15 protein-coding genes are annotated in these 15,426 nt (G+C 68.4%); all 15 read left to right on the plus strand.

Features of this window, described 5'->3' with window-relative positions; translation table 11 throughout:
* Positions 1–1,026 (plus strand): chloride channel protein (locus CF68_RS38675; protein WP_035824573.1); only part of this gene is annotated, 1,026 nt, incomplete at its 5' end.
* A gap of 113 nt (positions 1,027–1,139) precedes the next feature.
* Positions 1,140–1,541 carry a hypothetical protein gene (locus CF68_RS26195; protein WP_035824575.1) on the plus strand — a complete coding sequence of 134 codons (402 nt, stop codon included), beginning with the start codon at positions 1,140–1,142 and terminating at the stop codon, positions 1,539–1,541.
* An 89-nt stretch (positions 1,542–1,630) separates the two neighbouring features.
* Positions 1,631–2,983 carry a tRNA (N6-isopentenyl adenosine(37)-C2)-methylthiotransferase MiaB gene (gene miaB, locus CF68_RS26200; protein WP_035824577.1) on the plus strand — a complete coding sequence of 451 codons (1,353 nt, stop codon included), beginning with the start codon at positions 1,631–1,633 and terminating at the stop codon, positions 2,981–2,983.
* Positions 2,984–3,016: 33 nt separating this feature from the next.
* Positions 3,017–4,015: a PhoH family protein gene (locus tag CF68_RS26205; protein ID WP_035824579.1), complete on the plus strand. Its 999-nt coding sequence runs from the start codon at positions 3,017–3,019 to the stop codon at positions 4,013–4,015.
* Positions 4,016–4,762, plus strand: a complete 747-nt coding sequence (ybeY, locus tag CF68_RS26210; RefSeq protein WP_035824581.1) for an rRNA maturation RNase YbeY — start codon at positions 4,016–4,018, stop codon at positions 4,760–4,762.
* A gap of 144 nt (positions 4,763–4,906) precedes the next feature.
* Positions 4,907–5,794 (plus strand): HlyC/CorC family transporter, encoded by an 888-nt coding sequence (locus tag CF68_RS26215; RefSeq protein ID WP_035824582.1) that lies wholly within the window; start codon positions 4,907–4,909, stop codon positions 5,792–5,794.
* A complete protein-coding gene (gene lnt / locus CF68_RS26220) occupies positions 5,791–7,401 on the plus strand; it encodes an apolipoprotein N-acyltransferase (RefSeq protein WP_035824584.1) in 1,611 nt (536 codons plus the stop codon). The genes CF68_RS26215 and lnt overlap by 4 nt, the downstream gene beginning before the upstream one ends.
* Before the next feature lie 590 nt (positions 7,402–7,991).
* Complete coding sequence (glyQ, locus tag CF68_RS26225; protein ID WP_035824587.1) at positions 7,992–8,939, plus strand: glycine--tRNA ligase subunit alpha; 948 nt, start codon at positions 7,992–7,994, stop codon at positions 8,937–8,939.
* Positions 8,936–9,565, plus strand: a complete 630-nt coding sequence (locus tag CF68_RS26230) for a hypothetical protein (protein WP_013955601.1) — start codon at positions 8,936–8,938, stop codon at positions 9,563–9,565. Before glyQ ends, CF68_RS26230 begins: the two co-directional genes overlap by 4 nt.
* Positions 9,566–9,601: 36 nt before the next feature.
* Positions 9,602–11,725, plus strand: a complete 2,124-nt coding sequence (gene glyS, locus CF68_RS26235) for a glycine--tRNA ligase subunit beta (RefSeq protein WP_035824590.1) — start codon at positions 9,602–9,604, stop codon at positions 11,723–11,725.
* A 21-nt stretch (positions 11,726–11,746) separates the two neighbouring features.
* Positions 11,747–12,334, plus strand: a complete 588-nt coding sequence (gmhB, locus tag CF68_RS26240; protein WP_013955599.1) for a D-glycero-beta-D-manno-heptose 1,7-bisphosphate 7-phosphatase — start codon at positions 11,747–11,749, stop codon at positions 12,332–12,334.
* Positions 12,335–12,368: 34 nt separating this feature from the next.
* Entirely contained in the window at positions 12,369–13,133 is a 765-nt protein-coding gene (locus CF68_RS26245; RefSeq protein WP_035824593.1) for a 1-acyl-sn-glycerol-3-phosphate acyltransferase, read from the plus strand.
* Entirely contained in the window at positions 13,130–13,984 is an 855-nt protein-coding gene (locus tag CF68_RS26250) for a M48 family metallopeptidase (protein ID WP_035824596.1), read from the plus strand. The genes CF68_RS26245 and CF68_RS26250 overlap by 4 nt, the downstream gene beginning before the upstream one ends.
* Before the next feature lie 83 nt (positions 13,985–14,067).
* Positions 14,068–14,475, plus strand: coding sequence for a lactoylglutathione lyase (gene gloA, locus CF68_RS26255; protein ID WP_013955597.1), 408 nt, complete (start codon positions 14,068–14,070; stop codon positions 14,473–14,475).
* A 12-nt stretch (positions 14,476–14,487) separates the two neighbouring features.
* A complete protein-coding gene (locus CF68_RS26260) occupies positions 14,488–15,393 on the plus strand; it encodes a DMT family transporter (RefSeq protein WP_035824599.1) in 906 nt (301 codons plus the stop codon).
* The last annotated feature ends 33 nt before the right edge of the window (positions 15,394–15,426 follow it).

The raw sequence follows: 15,426 nt of genomic DNA on the forward strand, positions 1-15,426 counted from the left end.
CTGGATATCGCCCCCGACCTGCGCCCCCACATCCTGCTGGCCGCGGCGGCGCTGGGCGTGGCCGCCGGCATTGCGGGCGCGCTGTTCATGCGCGCGGCCGGCTTTGCGCGCAGCCGCTTTGCCGCCGTGCCGGGCGGGCCAGTGGCACGGCTGACGCTGGGCGGCGCGCTGGTCGGCGTGCTGGCGATGGCGGTGCCCGAGGTAGTCGGCAACGGCTATTCCACCATCCAGACCATCCTGCAGGAGCAGCCGCTGAGCGTGCCGGTGGCCGGCGTGCTGCTGGCCAAGCTGGTGGCTACGGTGATCAGCATGGGCTCGGGGGCGGTCGGCGGCGTGTTCACGCCGTCGCTGTTCGTGGGGGCGGCGCTCGGGCAGTTGCTGGCCATCGGCATGCAGGGCACGGCGGCCGGTGCGGCGCCGCTGCTGCCGCTGGTGGGCATGAGCGCGTTCCTGGCGGCCACCAGCCAGGCGCCGCTGATGTCGGTGCTGATGGTGTTCGAGATGACGCTGGCGCCCGCGCTGCTGCTGCCGTCGATGATCGGCGCGGTGGCCGCGTACTACACCGCGTCACGCTGCCAGACGCTGTCGCTGTACAGCGTGATCGCCGAGCGCGCGCAGGCCTCGGCCGCGGCCGAACACGCCCGCACGCTGACGCTGGCGGGCCTGTGCGACCCGACCGATACCGTGCTCGACCCGAACGCCACCCTGGCGGCCGCGGCCGACAAGTTTGCCGAGACCGGCACGCGCTACCTCTATCTGGTCGAAGCGGATGGCCGCCTGCTGGGCGCGCTGTCGATCCACGCGCTGCAGCGCGCCCAGCGCGAGGGCGCCGCGGACGACGTGCTGGCCCTGGCCGAGCGCGACTTCCCCGCACTGACCCCGGATTCGCGCCTGCGCGACGCCCTGGCGGTGTTTGCCGAGCATGGCATCAACCGCATCCCGCTGGTGCGCGACAGCGCCGGCCGCGAACTGATGGGCACGGTGTCCAAGCAGCGTGTGCTGCAAGAGGCATCCTGCCTGTTCTGAGCCCGGCCGCATCGCCGACCCTGCCAGGCCGCCAGCGGGGTAAAATACCGGGTTGCGCCCGCCTTTGGGCCATTCCCGCCAACGCGTCGTCCCATTTGTCGGAGTTCTCCCCCATGCCAGCAGGTCGTGATGCGCGCCGCGAGGCGCCGGAGTCTGTCCAACCCGGGCGTGCCCGCAGGCTGTTGCCAACGCTGGCCTGCGCCGCCGCCCTGCTGCTCGGTGCGGCAGGCGCGATGGCCCAGCCGGTGCGGGTGATCCCCGACGATGCGCAGGCGGCCAGGCTGGTTATCGCCACGCCGTCTGCCGGTGCGCCGCAGACGGCCACGCTCGACGGCAAGACCGTCGGCGTGGCGCCGGGCCTGCGCCTGTTCGGCACCGACAACCAGTTGCTGGCCAGTGCCGCGGTGGCGGGCCAGAAGCTGCCGGTGCGGTACAAGCTGGACCTGTACGGCCAGCTGCTGACCGCCTGGGTGCTGAGCGAGCCGGAACAGAAGGCGCTGAAGAAGAAATCGTAGTCCCCCGGAAGTGCGACCGGCGTGCCCCACGCGCCGGCCGTGTTGTTGCAACACCCTGATGCCCCCAGGTCAACCACTGAGATCGGCATATGAAGAAAGTTTTCGTCAAGACGTACGGCTGCCAGATGAACGAGTACGACTCGGGCAAGATGGTCGACGTCCTCAACGCCAGCCAGGGGCTGGAACCCACCGACAACGTCGAAGACGCCGACGTGATCCTGTTCAACACCTGCTCGGTGCGCGAGAAGGCGCAGGAGAAGGTGTTCTCGGAACTGGGCCGGATGAAGGCGCTCAAGGCCGTCAAACCCGACCTGGTGATCGGCGTGGGCGGTTGCGTGGCCAGCCAGGAAGGCGCCAGCATCGTCTCGCGCGCGCCCTATGTCGACGTGGTGTTCGGTCCGCAGACGCTGCACCGCCTGCCCGACCTGATCGCGCGCCGCCAGCGCACCGGCCAGTCGCAGGTGGACATCTCCTTCCCCGAGATCGAGAAGTTCGACCATCTGCCGCCGGCTCGCGTCGAGGGCCCGAGCGCCTTTGTCTCGATCATGGAAGGCTGCTCCAAGTACTGCAGCTACTGCGTGGTGCCCTATACCCGCGGCGAGGAGGTGTCGCGCCCGTTCGAGGACGTGCTGGCCGAAGTGGCCGGCCTGGCCGAACAGGGTGTGCGTGAAGTCACGCTGCTGGGCCAGAACGTCAACGCCTACCGCGGCAAGATGGGCGACACCACCGAGATCGCCGACTTTGCGCTGCTGATCGAGTACGTGGCCGAGATCCCCGGCATCGAGCGCATCCGCTACACCACCAGCCACCCGAAGGAATTCACCTCGCGCCTGGTCGAGCTGTACGGCCGCTGCGACAAACTGGTCAACCACCTGCACCTGCCCGTGCAGCATGCGTCCGACCGCATCCTGATGGCGATGAAGCGCGGCTACAGCGTGCTGGAGTACAAGAGCATCATCCGCAAGCTGCGTGTGCTGCGCCCGGATATGTCGATGTCGTCGGACTTTATCGTCGGCTTCCCCGGCGAGACCGATGCCGATTTCGAGAAGCTGATGGCGATGATCGAGGAGATCGGCTACGACACCTCGTTCTCGTTCATCTTCAGCCCGCGCCCGGGCACGCCCGCTGCCAACCTGCACGACGACACCCCGCACGAGGTCAAGCTGCGCCGGCTGCAGCGGCTGCAGGCCACCATCGAGGACAACGTGCAGCGCATCAGCCAGAACATGGTCGGCACGGTGCAGCGCATCCTGGTGGAAGGCCCCGCGCGCAAGGATCCGACCGAGCTGCACGGCCGCACCGAGAACAACCGCGTGGTCAACTTCGCGCTGCCGGGCGTGCCGCAGGCCGGCCGCGACCGGCTCATCGGCCAGCTGGTCGATGTCAGCATCACGCAGGCGTTCCCGCACTCGCTGCGCGGCGAGATCGTGGTTCGGCAGTAACCAGGCACTATCCAGCGAGGCCATCGCCAACTGATGAAAGTCCCATCCGCAGAATTTGTCGCTCCCAAGGACGACAACACCCGGCTGCAGAACCTGTGCGGCCCACTCGACGAGAACCTGCGCCAGATCGAGCAGGCGCTCGACGTGACCATCCAGCGGCGCGGCCACCGCATGACGGTTCGCGGCAACAATGCGCAGGACACCGCGGCGGCACTGGAGCGCTTCTACAATCAGGCGCGCACGCCGCTGTCGATCGACGACGTGCAGCTGGGCCTGGTGGAAACGCGCCAGCTCTCTGCGCATGGCAGCTACCTGCCTGGCAACGGCGGCGATGTCGAGGAGCGCGAGATCGGCGACGAATCGCCGGTGCTGCACACGCGCCGCACCGGCCTGCAGGGCCGCACCGTGGCGCAGCGCGACTACCTGCGCAATATCCTGTCGCACGACCTGACCATGGGCATCGGCCCGGCCGGCACCGGCAAGACCTACCTGGCGGTGGCGTGCGCGGTCGATGCGCTGGAGCGCGATGCGGTCAAGCGCATCGTGCTGACGCGCCCGGCGGTGGAGGCCGGCGAGCGCCTGGGCTTCCTGCCCGGCGACCTGGCGCAGAAGGTCGACCCTTACCTGCGCCCGCTATACGACGCCCTGTATGACCTGCTCGGCTTCGACCGCACGCAGAAGATGTTCGATCGGCAGATGATCGAGATCGCGCCGCTGGCCTATATGCGCGGGCGCACGCTGAACCATGCCTTCATCATCCTGGACGAGGCGCAAAACACCACGCCCGAGCAGATGAAGATGTTCCTCACGCGTATCGGCTTCGGCTCCAAGGCGGTGATCACCGGCGACATCACCCAGATCGACCTGCCCCGCGGGCAGAAGAGCGGCCTGGTGGAAGCGCAGCTCGTGCTGCGCGACGTGCGCGGCATTGCCTGCACCCGCTTTACCAGCATCGACGTGGTGCGCCATCCGCTGGTGGCCCGCATCGTCGATGCCTATGACGAATACCACGCCCAGCACAAGGACGCTTAATTGAAATCCCAGAAATCCAAGTCTTCCGCCGTGAGCCTGACCCTGTTCGACGGCGACGGCCGCGCGCGCAAGAGCGCCGCGCACGCGCTGCGCGTGCAACTGCCCGACGGCCGCAGCCTGACGCTGGACCTGTCGCAGGCCGCCGACGGCGTGGTGGCGCTGCTGGCCGAGCACACCGACACCAACCAGCAGGCTGGCCTGCTGGTGCGCCCGGACAACCATGACTCGCTGTCGGTGGCCGTGACCGCCACGCCGGTGGTCACCACCACCGGCACGCCGGCCACCCCGCCCGGACTCGAGCTCGAGATCCAGAACGGCGACGGCGTCGGCAAGCGCGCCGGCCTGCCGCCGCGCCGCAAGATCGAGACCTGGGTCAAGTCGGCGCTGTATGCCGACGCCGCGCTGACCATCCGCTTCGTCGATGAGGAAGAAGGCCGCACGCTGAACCGCACCTATCGCGGCAAGGATTACGCCACCAATGTGCTGACCTTTGCCTATGCGGAGAACGCGGAAGACCCGGTCACGGGCGATATCGTGCTGTGCTGCCCGGTAGTCGAAACCGAGGCGCGCGAGCAGCGCAAGCCGCTGGAAGCGCACTATGCGCATCTGATCGTGCACGGCGTGCTGCACGCCCAAGGCTACGAGCACGAGGAAGACGCCGAGGCCGAGGAAATGGAAGCGATCGAGACCGAAACGCTGCAGGCGCTCGGCTACGCCGACCCCTACCAGGGCGATCGCACCGCGTGATTCCCGCGTGATCCCTGTCTCACAGGCGGCGCCGGCCGGGCGCCGCTTGCTGCACATATAGTCGCGGGCCACCGCCCGCTGTCACGGGACGGCCGGGCTTTTAGTGTATCCTTCAGACGATCTCCACCACGCGCTCGCCGCGAAATGAACGACCCTTATCCCAGTTCGAAGCCCGCTTACCTGAAGCAGGCCGATCGACCCAGATCGCTTCTCGAACGCCTGTCAGACCTGATTTCCCCCGAGCCGGACACCCGCGCGGAATTGCTCGAAGTGCTCCAGGAAGCGCATGAGCGCAACCTGATCGACGCCGACTCGCTGTCGATGATCGAGGGCGTGTTCCAGGTCTCCGAACTGACCGCGAGCGACATCATGGTGCCGCGCGCGCAGATGGATATGGTCAATATCGCTGATGCCCCGGAGGCGTTCATCCCCTTCATGCAGCAGACCGCGCACTCGCGCTTCCCGGTCTACGAAGGCAGCCGTGACAACATCATCGGCATCCTGCTGGCCAAGGACCTGCTGCGCTACTACACCGACCCCGCCTTCGACCTGCGCGAGACCCTGCGCCCGGCGGTGTTCATCCCCGAGTCCAAGCGCCTGAACATCCTGCTGCGCGACTTCCGCATCAACCGCAACCATATCGCCATGGTCGTCGACGAGTACGGCGGCGTGGCCGGCCTGGTGACGATCGAGGACGTGCTGGAGCAGATCGTGGGCGACATCGAGGATGAGTTCGACCTGGACGAAGACCAGGACAATATCCTGCCGATGCCCGACGGCAGCTGGCGCGTGCACGGCCTGACCGAGATCGCCCAGTTCAACGAGGCCTTCGGCACCGCCTTCTCCGACCACGACGTCGATACCGTGGGCGGGCTGCTGTCCAACCATGTGGGCCACGTGCCCCACCGCGGCGAAGTCATCACCCTGCCGCCGATCCGCTTCGAGGTGCTGCGCGCCGACGCGCGGCAGGTGCACCTGCTGCAGGTGCACCGCGAATCCAACGGCGACAACGCGGGCGCGGCCGGCGCATGAAGCGTTCCGCCCCGATCCTCAACGGCGCCGCAGCTGCCGACGCCGCCCCGACCGGCGTGCCTGGCACGCGCGCGCATTCGCGCACGGCGACCATGGCGCGGCTGCTGCTGGCCGGCGTGCTCGGCATCGCCCATACGCAAGCCTTCGCCCCCCATGACTGGTGGTGGCTGCAGATCCTGTCGCTGGCCGGCCTGGCCGCGCTGATGGCCGACGCGCCGCGCGCGCGCCTGGCTGCCGCCACTGGCTATGCCTTCGGGCTGGGCTGGTTCCTGTCCGGCATCTGGTGGCTCTATATCAGCATGCACGTCTACGGCGAGATGCCGGCGTGGATGGCCGCGCTCGCGGTGGTGCTGTTCTCGGGCTTCCTGTCGCTCTACCCGGCGCTGGCCGGCGCGCTGTGGCATCGGCTGACGGCGCGCCTGCCCAGGGCCACGCTGCTGGCGCCGCTGGCCTTCGGCGCTGCCTGGGGTCTCGCCGAATGGCTGCGCGGCGTGGTGTTTACCGGCTTCCCGTGGCTGTCGGGCGGATATGCCCATGCCGATGGCCCGCTGGCCGGCTTCGCGCCGCTCGTTGGCGTGTACGGCATCGGCGCCCTGGCCGCCGCGGTGGCGGCACTGCTGGCGGCTGCCGTACGCGGGCTGGGCCGCGGCGAACGCGGCCGGGCGCTGGGCGCATTGGCACTGGCACTGGCCCTGCCCGCTGCGGGCGCCGCGCTGGCGCCGCTGGCCTGGACCACTCCCGCCGGCAAGCCGCTGTCGGTGCGGCTGCTGCAAGGCAACGTGGCCCAGGACATCAAGTTCGAGCCCGCCGGCATCCAGCGCTCGATCGAGCTGTACCGCGACATGATCACCGCCGCGCCGGCCGACCTCGTGGTCACGCCAGAAACCGCATTCCCGGTCATCCTGCAGGAGCTGCCGGTCGACGTGGCCGTGGCGGTGCGAGACTACGCGCTGGGCAGCGGCACCACGGTGCTGTTCGGCGCCGCCGGCGCCGACTCCCCGGTGGACTTCACCAATAGCGTCTTCGGCCTGGGCCCCGAGACCGAACGCCTGTACCGCTACAACAAGCACCACCTGGTGCCGTTCGGCGAATTCATCCCGCTGGGGTTCCGCTGGTTCGTCGACATGATGAAGATGCCGCTGGGCGACTTCCGCCGCGGCGGGCTCGACCAGGCCTCGCTGCCGGTGCGCGGCGTGCGCGTGGCGCCCAATATCTGCTACGAGGATCTGTTCGGCGAGGAAATCGCGCAGACGCTGCGCCAGCAGCCGGCGCCGGCCAATGTCCTGGCCAACCTGACCAACCTGGCGTGGTTCGGCGACACCATCGCGCTGGACCAGCATTTGCAGATCTCGCGCATGCGCGCGCTGGAAACGCGCCGGCCGATGCTGCGCTCGACCAATACCGGCATGACCGCGGTGGTACGCCCGGATGGCTCGGTGCAGCAACGCCTGCCGACCTTCACGGTCGGCACGCTGGCGGCCGAGGTGCAGGGCATGCAGGGGCTGACGCCCTATATCCGCTGGGGGAACGCGCCGGTGCTGGCGCTGTTTGCGCTGGTGCTGGGGATGGCTGCCTGGCGTGCGCGCAAGCTGCGCGGCACAAGCTGAAGGCACAGGCAGAAGCAGGCACCGGACGCGGCGGGATCGCTGCCGCCGTCCGGCGCTTGATTGCGGTGCCGGTTGTGGCGCCTCAGGTGAGCGCCAGCCGGTTCAGCCCAGCAGCCCGGTCGCCACGGACACGGTGGCCGCGGCGATCATGACCGCGATTGCGACCAGGTAAGGTTTGCGAGAAAGAAGTGCCATGATGCCAAGTCCCCATCAATATCAGTTACCGACAAACGGCTACTGCGGTGCCAGCCAGCAGCCGCCGTGCCCGCCATGCCGGCACGGACTGTCAACCGCAACGCTCTGAAACGGGTTGCTTACTCATACTGTATACAAAAACACTATCGGCTAGCAGCGGCCAAACCTGAAATCCGCCTCAGTATTTTCCCGATGCGTTGCGTAGGGCCGACATTGGCAAGCATGTTCAGCCACCGGTGCGTGCCCTAGCCGGCCCCGCCAAAAGGGGCGCCTTGCCAAAAAGCCGATAGAATTCAGGGTTTGGCAAAATCCGCATGCGCCGGCTCCGGCACGCGCTGCGGGGCCTGCATGCCGGGCGGCGCTACCGCGCCCGGGTGCCTCTACCTAGTCTTCATATGCTGACCTTCCAACAAATGATTCTGACCCTGCAGGCCTATTGGGACCGGCAGGGCTGCGCGCTGTTGCAACCCATCGATCTGGAGGTCGGCGCCGGCACATCCCACGTACACACCTTCCTGCGCGCGCTCGGCCCCGAGCCGTGGCGCGCCGCCTACGTGCAGCCGTCGCGCCGCCCCAAGGACGGCCGCTATGGCGAGAACCCCAACCGCCTGCAGCACTACTACCAGTACCAGGTGGTGCTCAAGCCCGCGCCCGAGAACATTCTGGAGCTGTACCTGGGCTCGCTCGAGGCGCTCGGCCTGGACCTCAAGCAGAACGACATCCGCTTCGTCGAGGACGACTGGGAGAACCCCACGCTGGGCGCCTGGGGCCTGGGCTGGGAAGTCTGGCTCAACGGCATGGAAGTGACGCAGTTCACCTACTTCCAGCAGGTGGGCGGGATCGACTGCAAGCCCATCACCGGCGAGATCACCTACGGCATCGAACGCCTGGCGATGTACCTGCAGAAGGTCGAGAACGTCTTTGACCTGATCTGGACCGAGTGGGTCGAGAACGGCGAGACGCGCCGCCTGACCTATGGCGACGTGTACCACCAGAATGAAGTCGAGCAGTCGACCTACAACTTCGAGCACAGCAACACCGAGATCCTGTTCCGCCATTTCGCCGAGCACGAAGGCGAGGCCAAGCGGCTGATGGGCAATGGCGACGGCGCCGAGGAAGGCCAGGCCGCCGGCACGCGCCTGGCGCTGCCCGCCTACGAGCAGGTGCTCAAGGCCGCCCACACTTTCAACCTGCTGGACGCGCGCGGCGCGATCTCGGTGACCGAGCGCGCGGCGTATATCGGCCGCATCCGCAACCTGTCGCGCCAGGTGGCACAGGCTTACTACGACTCGCGCGAGGCCCTCGGCTTCCCAATGTGCAGCAACGGCGGAGCCCGGGCATGACGCAACTGGCGCGCAGCGCGTTGTGCTGCGCCATGGCGACCGCCGCGCTCGCCGCCGCCGGCAATGCCATCGGCGCGCGCGCGCAGGCGGCACCCAGCGCGCAGGCGCTGATGCTGCCGGCGGAGCTGAGCAATGTGTGCGAGGCCGACCCGCAGGCGCTGCAGCTGGCCATGGCGCGCCAATGGCGCCCGTCGCTGAACGCGCTCGACCAGTGGACGCAGCTGGTGCGCTCGTTCTCGTGCGACCTGTCCGGCCAGCGCGACCTGGGATGGCACCGCGTGCCGCTGCGCGCCTATGAAAGCGCGATCCGCTATCCGCTGACGTGGGTGGAGATGGAGACCCACAACGGCCGCACCCGCCGCACGGTCAAGACCTACCACTCGGCGGCGCAGCTGCCGCCGAAGATCGATTTCTGGGTGGGCGGGCGCATCGACGAGATCCGCTACGACAAGCGCCTGCGCCGCATCGACGCGCGCTTCCCGGCTGCAGGCAGCCGCGGTGGCAGCAACGGCGCGGCCAGCGCCGCAGCGGCCGCGCAATGCGCCTACACCACGCTGCAATTCCGACAACAGAACGGCCTGTGGCTGCTGTCCGGAGTAGAACCTAATCTTTCGCCGCGCTGCTGATAAGCGGCGCGCGCTACAACTTGCTGGATACGATTCATGTCGCAACCCATGACCGACTCGCTGCTGATCGAACTGTTCACCGAAGAACTGCCACCCAAGGCGCTGGGGCGCCTGGGCGACGCCTTCGCGCAGGGCCTGTTCGCCGGCCTGGGCGAGCGCGACCTGCTTGAACCGGGCGCCACCGTGACGCCGTTCGCCACCCCGCGCCGCCTGGCCGCGCTGGTGTCGGGCGTGCGCCGCAGCGCGCCGGACCGCGAGCAGCGCGAGAAGGTCCTGCCGCTGTCGGTGGCGCTGGACGCCAACGGCGAGCCCACCGCGCCGCTGGCCAAGAAGCTGGCCGCGCTGGCCAAGTCGGTCGGCGTCGCCGAGATCGACTGGCAGTCGCTGGAGCGCGCCTCCGACGGCAAGGCCGAGGCCTTCTTCTACCGCTATACCGCACGCGGCGCCGAACTGGCTGCCGCGGTGCAGGCAGCGCTGGAAGACACCATTGCGAAGCTGCCGATCCCCAAGGTCATGAGCTACCAGCGCCCGGACGGCAGCACGGTGCATTTCGTGCGCCCGGCGCACAGCCTGATCGCGCTGTTCGGCGCCGAGATCCTGCCGGTGACGCTGCTGGGGCTGCAGGCCAGCAACCTGACCCAGGGCCACCGCTTCCTGTCCCACGGCAGGATCGAGATCGCGCATGCCAACGACTATGCGCAGCAGTTGGAGTCCGCCGGCCACGTGGTGGCCAGCTATGCCGAGCGCCGCGAGCGCATGCGCGCCGCGCTGCTCAAGGAAGCCGGCGCCGACCAGGTGATCATGCCCGAGTCGCTGCTCGATGAAGTCAACTCGCTGGTGGAATGGCCCGTGGTTTATGCCTGCCATTTCGAGGAAGCCTTCCTGGCGGTGCCGCAGGAATGCCTGATCCTGACCATGCAGACCAACCAGAAGTACTTTGCGCTGACCGATGCCGACGGCCACCTGCGCAACCGCTTCCTGATCGTGTCGAACCTGGCCACCGAGACGCCGCAGTCGATCATCACCGGCAACGAGCGCGTGGTGCGCCCGCGCCTGGCCGATGCCAAGTTCTTCTTCGACCAGGACCGCAAGAAGACGCTGGCATCGCGCGTGCCGCAACTGGCCAGCGTGGTCTACCACAACAAGATCGGCACCCAGCTGGACCGCGTGCAGCGCCTGCAGCAGATCGCCGGCCATATCGCCGATGCGCTCAACGACAGCGGCGTGCCCACCGACAAGGCCGCCGCGATGCGCGGCGCTGAACTGGCCAAGGCCGACCTGCTGACCGACATGGTCGGCGAGTTCCCCGAGCTGCAGGGCACCATGGGCACGTACTACGCCCGTCACGATGACGAGGCCGAAGACGTGGCACTGGCCTGCTCCGAACACTACCGTCCGCGCTTTGCCGGCGATGCGCTGCCCGCAGGCGCGGTCAGCACCGCCGTGGCGCTGGCCGACAAGCTCGAGACCCTGGTCGGGATCTGGGGCATCGGCCTGCAGCCCACCGGCGAGAAGGACCCGTTCGCGCTGCGCCGCCATGCGCTTGGCATCCTGCGCATGCTGATCGAAAAGCCGCTGGCGCTGTCGCTGTCGTCGCTGCTGGCGCTGACGCAGCACGCCTTTGCCGGCATCGCTGCAGTCAAGCCGGCACCCGAGGCAATCGCCGACTTCCTGTACGACCGCGTGCGCGGCTACCTGAAGGACAAGGGCTACACCACCAACGAAGTCGAGGCCGTGGTCAGCCTGCGCCCGGACCAGCTGCATGACATCCTGGGCCGCATGGAGGCAGTGCGCACCTTTGCCGCGCTGCCCGAGGCCGAGGCCCTGGCCGCCGCCAACAAGCGCATCACCAACATCCTGCGCAAGAACACCGAGCCGGTCGGCGCGGTCGATCCGGCGCTGTTCCAGGAAGAGGCAGAAGGCGCGCTGCACGCCGCCATCGAGCGCGTGCGCCCGGCCGTGGAAGCAGCCTTCGCCAGCGGCGATTTCACCGCCGCGCTGCGCGACCTGGCCCAGCTACGCGATGCCGTCGACCGCTTCTTCAATGATGTGATGGTGATGGCCGAGGACGCGCAGCTGCGCGCCAACCGCCTGGCGCTGCTGGCTTCGCTGCATGCGATGGCCAACCGCGTGGCCGACATCTCCAAGCTGGCCGCCTGATCTCAGCCACCGGAGCCGCACATGCCACAGACGCCGCCCAAGTTTGTCATCCTGGACCGCGACGGGGTGGTCAACCTCGACAGCGACCAGTTCATCAAGACGCCCGATGAATGGGTGCCGATCGACGGCAGCCTGGAGGCCATCGCCGCGCTGAACCAGGCCGGCTACCGCGTGATCCTCGCCAGCAACCAGTCCGGCATCGGCCGCGGGCTGTTCGAGATGAGCGCGCTCAACGCCATGCACGAGAAGATGCACACGTTGCTCGCGCGCCTGGGCGGGCGCGTCGACGCGGTGTTCTTCTGCCCGCATACCGCCGCAGACGGTTGCGACTGCCGCAAGCCCAAGCCGGGCATGCTGGAGCAGATCAGCGAGCGCTTCGGCATCGAGCTCCGCGGCGTGCCCATCGTTGGCGATTCGTTGCGCGACCTGGAAGCCGGCGTGGCGGTTGGCTGCGCGCCGCACCTGGTGCGCAGCGGCAAAGGCCAGAAGACCTTCGACCAGGGTGGCCTGCCGCCGGGCACGCAGGTACACGACGACCTGCGCGCGTTTGCACGCTGGCTGACCGGCAACGGCGGCGCACAGCGCCCGCCCGCTCATAGCGCCGGCTGACCGCCCGCATCCATTCCCTATTCGCGCCCCCCGCATGACGTTTCTTCGTTCCCTGTTGTTTGCGCTGTACCTGCTGGTGCTGACGCCACCCTACGCCTGCGCCTGCTTCCTGGTGTTCCCGTTCATGAATGCCGACCAGCGCTTCCGCTTCGTGCGCGGCTGGCCCCTGCTGGTGATCTGGGCCGCGCGCGGCATCTGCGGCATCCAGTACCGCATCGAAGGCCATGAGCATATGGACGTGATGCTCGACAAGCCGGTGGTGCTGCTGTCCAAGCACCAGTCGGCCTGGGAAACCGTGGCCTACGTGGCGCTGATGCCCAAGCCGCTGTGCTTCGTGTTCAAGCGCGAGCTGCTGCTGGTGCCGTTCTTCGGCTGGGCGCTGGGCATGCTGAAGATGGTCCATATCAACCGCAAGGAAGGCACCCGCGCTTTCGCCTCGGCCGCGCGCCAGGGCCGCGAGCGGCTGGCCGAAGGCGCCTGGATCATCATGTTCCCGGAAGGCACGCGCACGCCTTCGGGCCTGGAGAAGGCGCGCTACAAGAGCGGCGGCGCGCGCCTGGCAGTGGAAACCGGCGCCTGGGTGCTGCCGATGGCGGTCAACTCGGGCCGGGTGTGGCCGCGCAATTCGTTCCTGAAGCGCCCGGGCATGGTGACGATCTCGGTCGGCCCGGCGATCGCCTCGGCCAACAAGACCGCCGACCAGCTCAACCAGGAGGTGGCGGAATGGATCGAGCGCGACATGCGCCGCATCGATCCGCAGAGCTACCGGGGCGCGGGCCCGGGCGGGCCCGCCGCATGAAGCTGCTGCGACCCGACGCCGACGGCGCGCAGCTGGAGCTGCCGCTGGCGGAGTCCGCCCAGGCGCCGCAGTCTGCGGACCCGCTTGCACCAGAGCCCCCGCAGCAGCCCGCATGGCCGGTGCCGCAACCCAATGCTCGCCTGCTGCGTATCGGCGAACGGCCGCTGCACTACACGCTCAAGCGCTCGGCGCGCCGCACCATCGGCTTCACCATCGACGACCGCGGCCTGTCGATCACGGCGCCGCGCTGGGTCACGCTGGCGGACATCGAGTCGGCCATCCTGGAAAAACAGCGCTGGATCTTCAACAAGCTGGGCGAGTGGCGCCACCGCGAGTCGCGCCGCATCCTGCCCACGGTGCAATGGCGCGACGGCGCCAGCCTGCCCTTCCTGGGGCAGCCGCTGACGCTGTCGCTGGAGTCGCCGCTCGGCGCGCTGCTGTTCGATGCCGACCGCCGCGTGCTGCACCTGGCGCTGCCGGGCCATGCCGACGAGCAGCAGATCAAGGACCGCGTGCAGGGCTGGCTGCAGCAGCAGGCGCGCCGGCTGCTGGCCGAGCGGCTCGACATTTACGCCGACAAGCTGGGCGTGCGCCACACCGGCTTTGCGCTGACCTCGGCCGCCACGCGCTGGGGCAGCTGCACCGCCGACGGCAAGATCCGGCTGAACTGGCGCCTGATGCATTTCCCGCTGTCGATGATCGACTATGTCGCCGCGCACGAGCTGGCGCACCTGAAGGAAATGAACCACGGCCCGCGCTTCTGGCAGACCGTGGAATCGATCTTCCCCGAGTTCCGCGATGCGCGCGCGCAACTGCGGGCACACCCGCCCGAGCTGTTGCCGACCTTCTGAGCGGGCGGAAGCGGGCCGGTAGGTTTCGGCCAAACGCACTAAAATGGCGCCTTCCTATACCTAAAACAGTTGAAGGCCCTCAAATGCGACTCCTCCACACCATGCTGCGCGTCGGCGACATGCAGCGCTCCATCGATTTCTACACGCGCGTGCTCGGCATGCAGCTGCTGCGCCAGAGCGACAACCCTGAATACAAGTACCGCCTCGCCTTTGTCGGCTACGGCCCCGAGAGCGAGACCGCGGTGCTGGAACTGACCTACAACTACGGCGTCGACCAATATGACCTGGGCACGGCCTACGGCCATATCGCGCTGGAAACCGACGATGCCGCGGCCGCGTGCGAGCGCATCCGCACCGCCGGGGGCAAGGTTGTGCGCGAAGCCGGCCCGGTCAAGGGCGGCACCACCGTGATCGCCTTTGTCGAAGACCCGGACGGCTACAAGATCGAGCTGATCGAGCGCCATTCCACCCGCGACGCCAGCCGTCCCTGACGCACGCTCGCCATGAGCACGCAAAGCCTGGCCCGGCAGCCGCTCGACGGCTTCGCCGTGGGCCTGATGGTGGTGCTGTGCGCCGCCTGGGGCCTGCAGCAGGTGGTGATCAAGGTCACCGCGCCGCTGATGGGCGCGGTGCTGCAGGCCGGCGTGCGCTCGGCAGTGGCGGCGTTGCTGGTGTTCGGCTTTGCCGCCTGGCGCGGCACGCCGCTGTGGCGGCGCGACGGCACGCTGAACGCCGGCTTGCTGGCCGGGCTGCTGTTCGGCGCGGAGTTCTTCTGCATCTTCGTCGGGCTGGGCCACACCACCGCCTCGCGCATGGCGGTGTTCCTGTACACCGCGCCGATCTTCACCGCGCTGGGACTGCATTTCGTGGTGCTGGGCGAGCGGTTGCAAACCGGGCAATGGCTGGGCGTGGCACTCGCGTTCGCGGGCATGGCGCTGGCCTTTGCCGATGGCATTGCCGCGCCGTCGGCGCAGGGCAGCACGCTGCTGGGCGATGCGCTTGGCATCCTCGCCGGCGCACTGTGGGCCGCCACCACCGTGGTGGTGCGCGCCAGCCCGCTGGCCAGCGCCCCGGCCAGCAAGACCCTGCTGTACCAGTTGGGGGTATCCGCGGTGATGCTGCTGGCGATGGCGGTGGCCGCCGGCCAGACCGCAACCGTGCAGATCGACGGGGTGGTGCTGGCGAGCCTGTTCTACCAATCAGTGCTGATCGCGTTTGCCAGCTACCTGACCTGGTTCTGGCTGCTGCGGCGCTACCTGGCGTCGCGGCTGTCGGTGTTTTCCTTCCTGACGCCGCTGTTCGGGGTCGCCTTCGGCGTGGTGCTGATGCACGACGCGGTGGGCCCGCGCTTTGCCGTGGCGGCACTCCTGGTGCTGGCCGGCATCGTGCTGGTCAATCGCCGCGCCTGAGCGGCGCGGCTAGCGTAATACGGCGGCGACCGG

This window comes from Cupriavidus sp. SK-4 (assembly GCF_000611125.1).
In the GTDB taxonomy this organism is placed as follows: Bacteria; Pseudomonadota; Gammaproteobacteria; order Burkholderiales; family Burkholderiaceae; genus Cupriavidus; species Cupriavidus necator.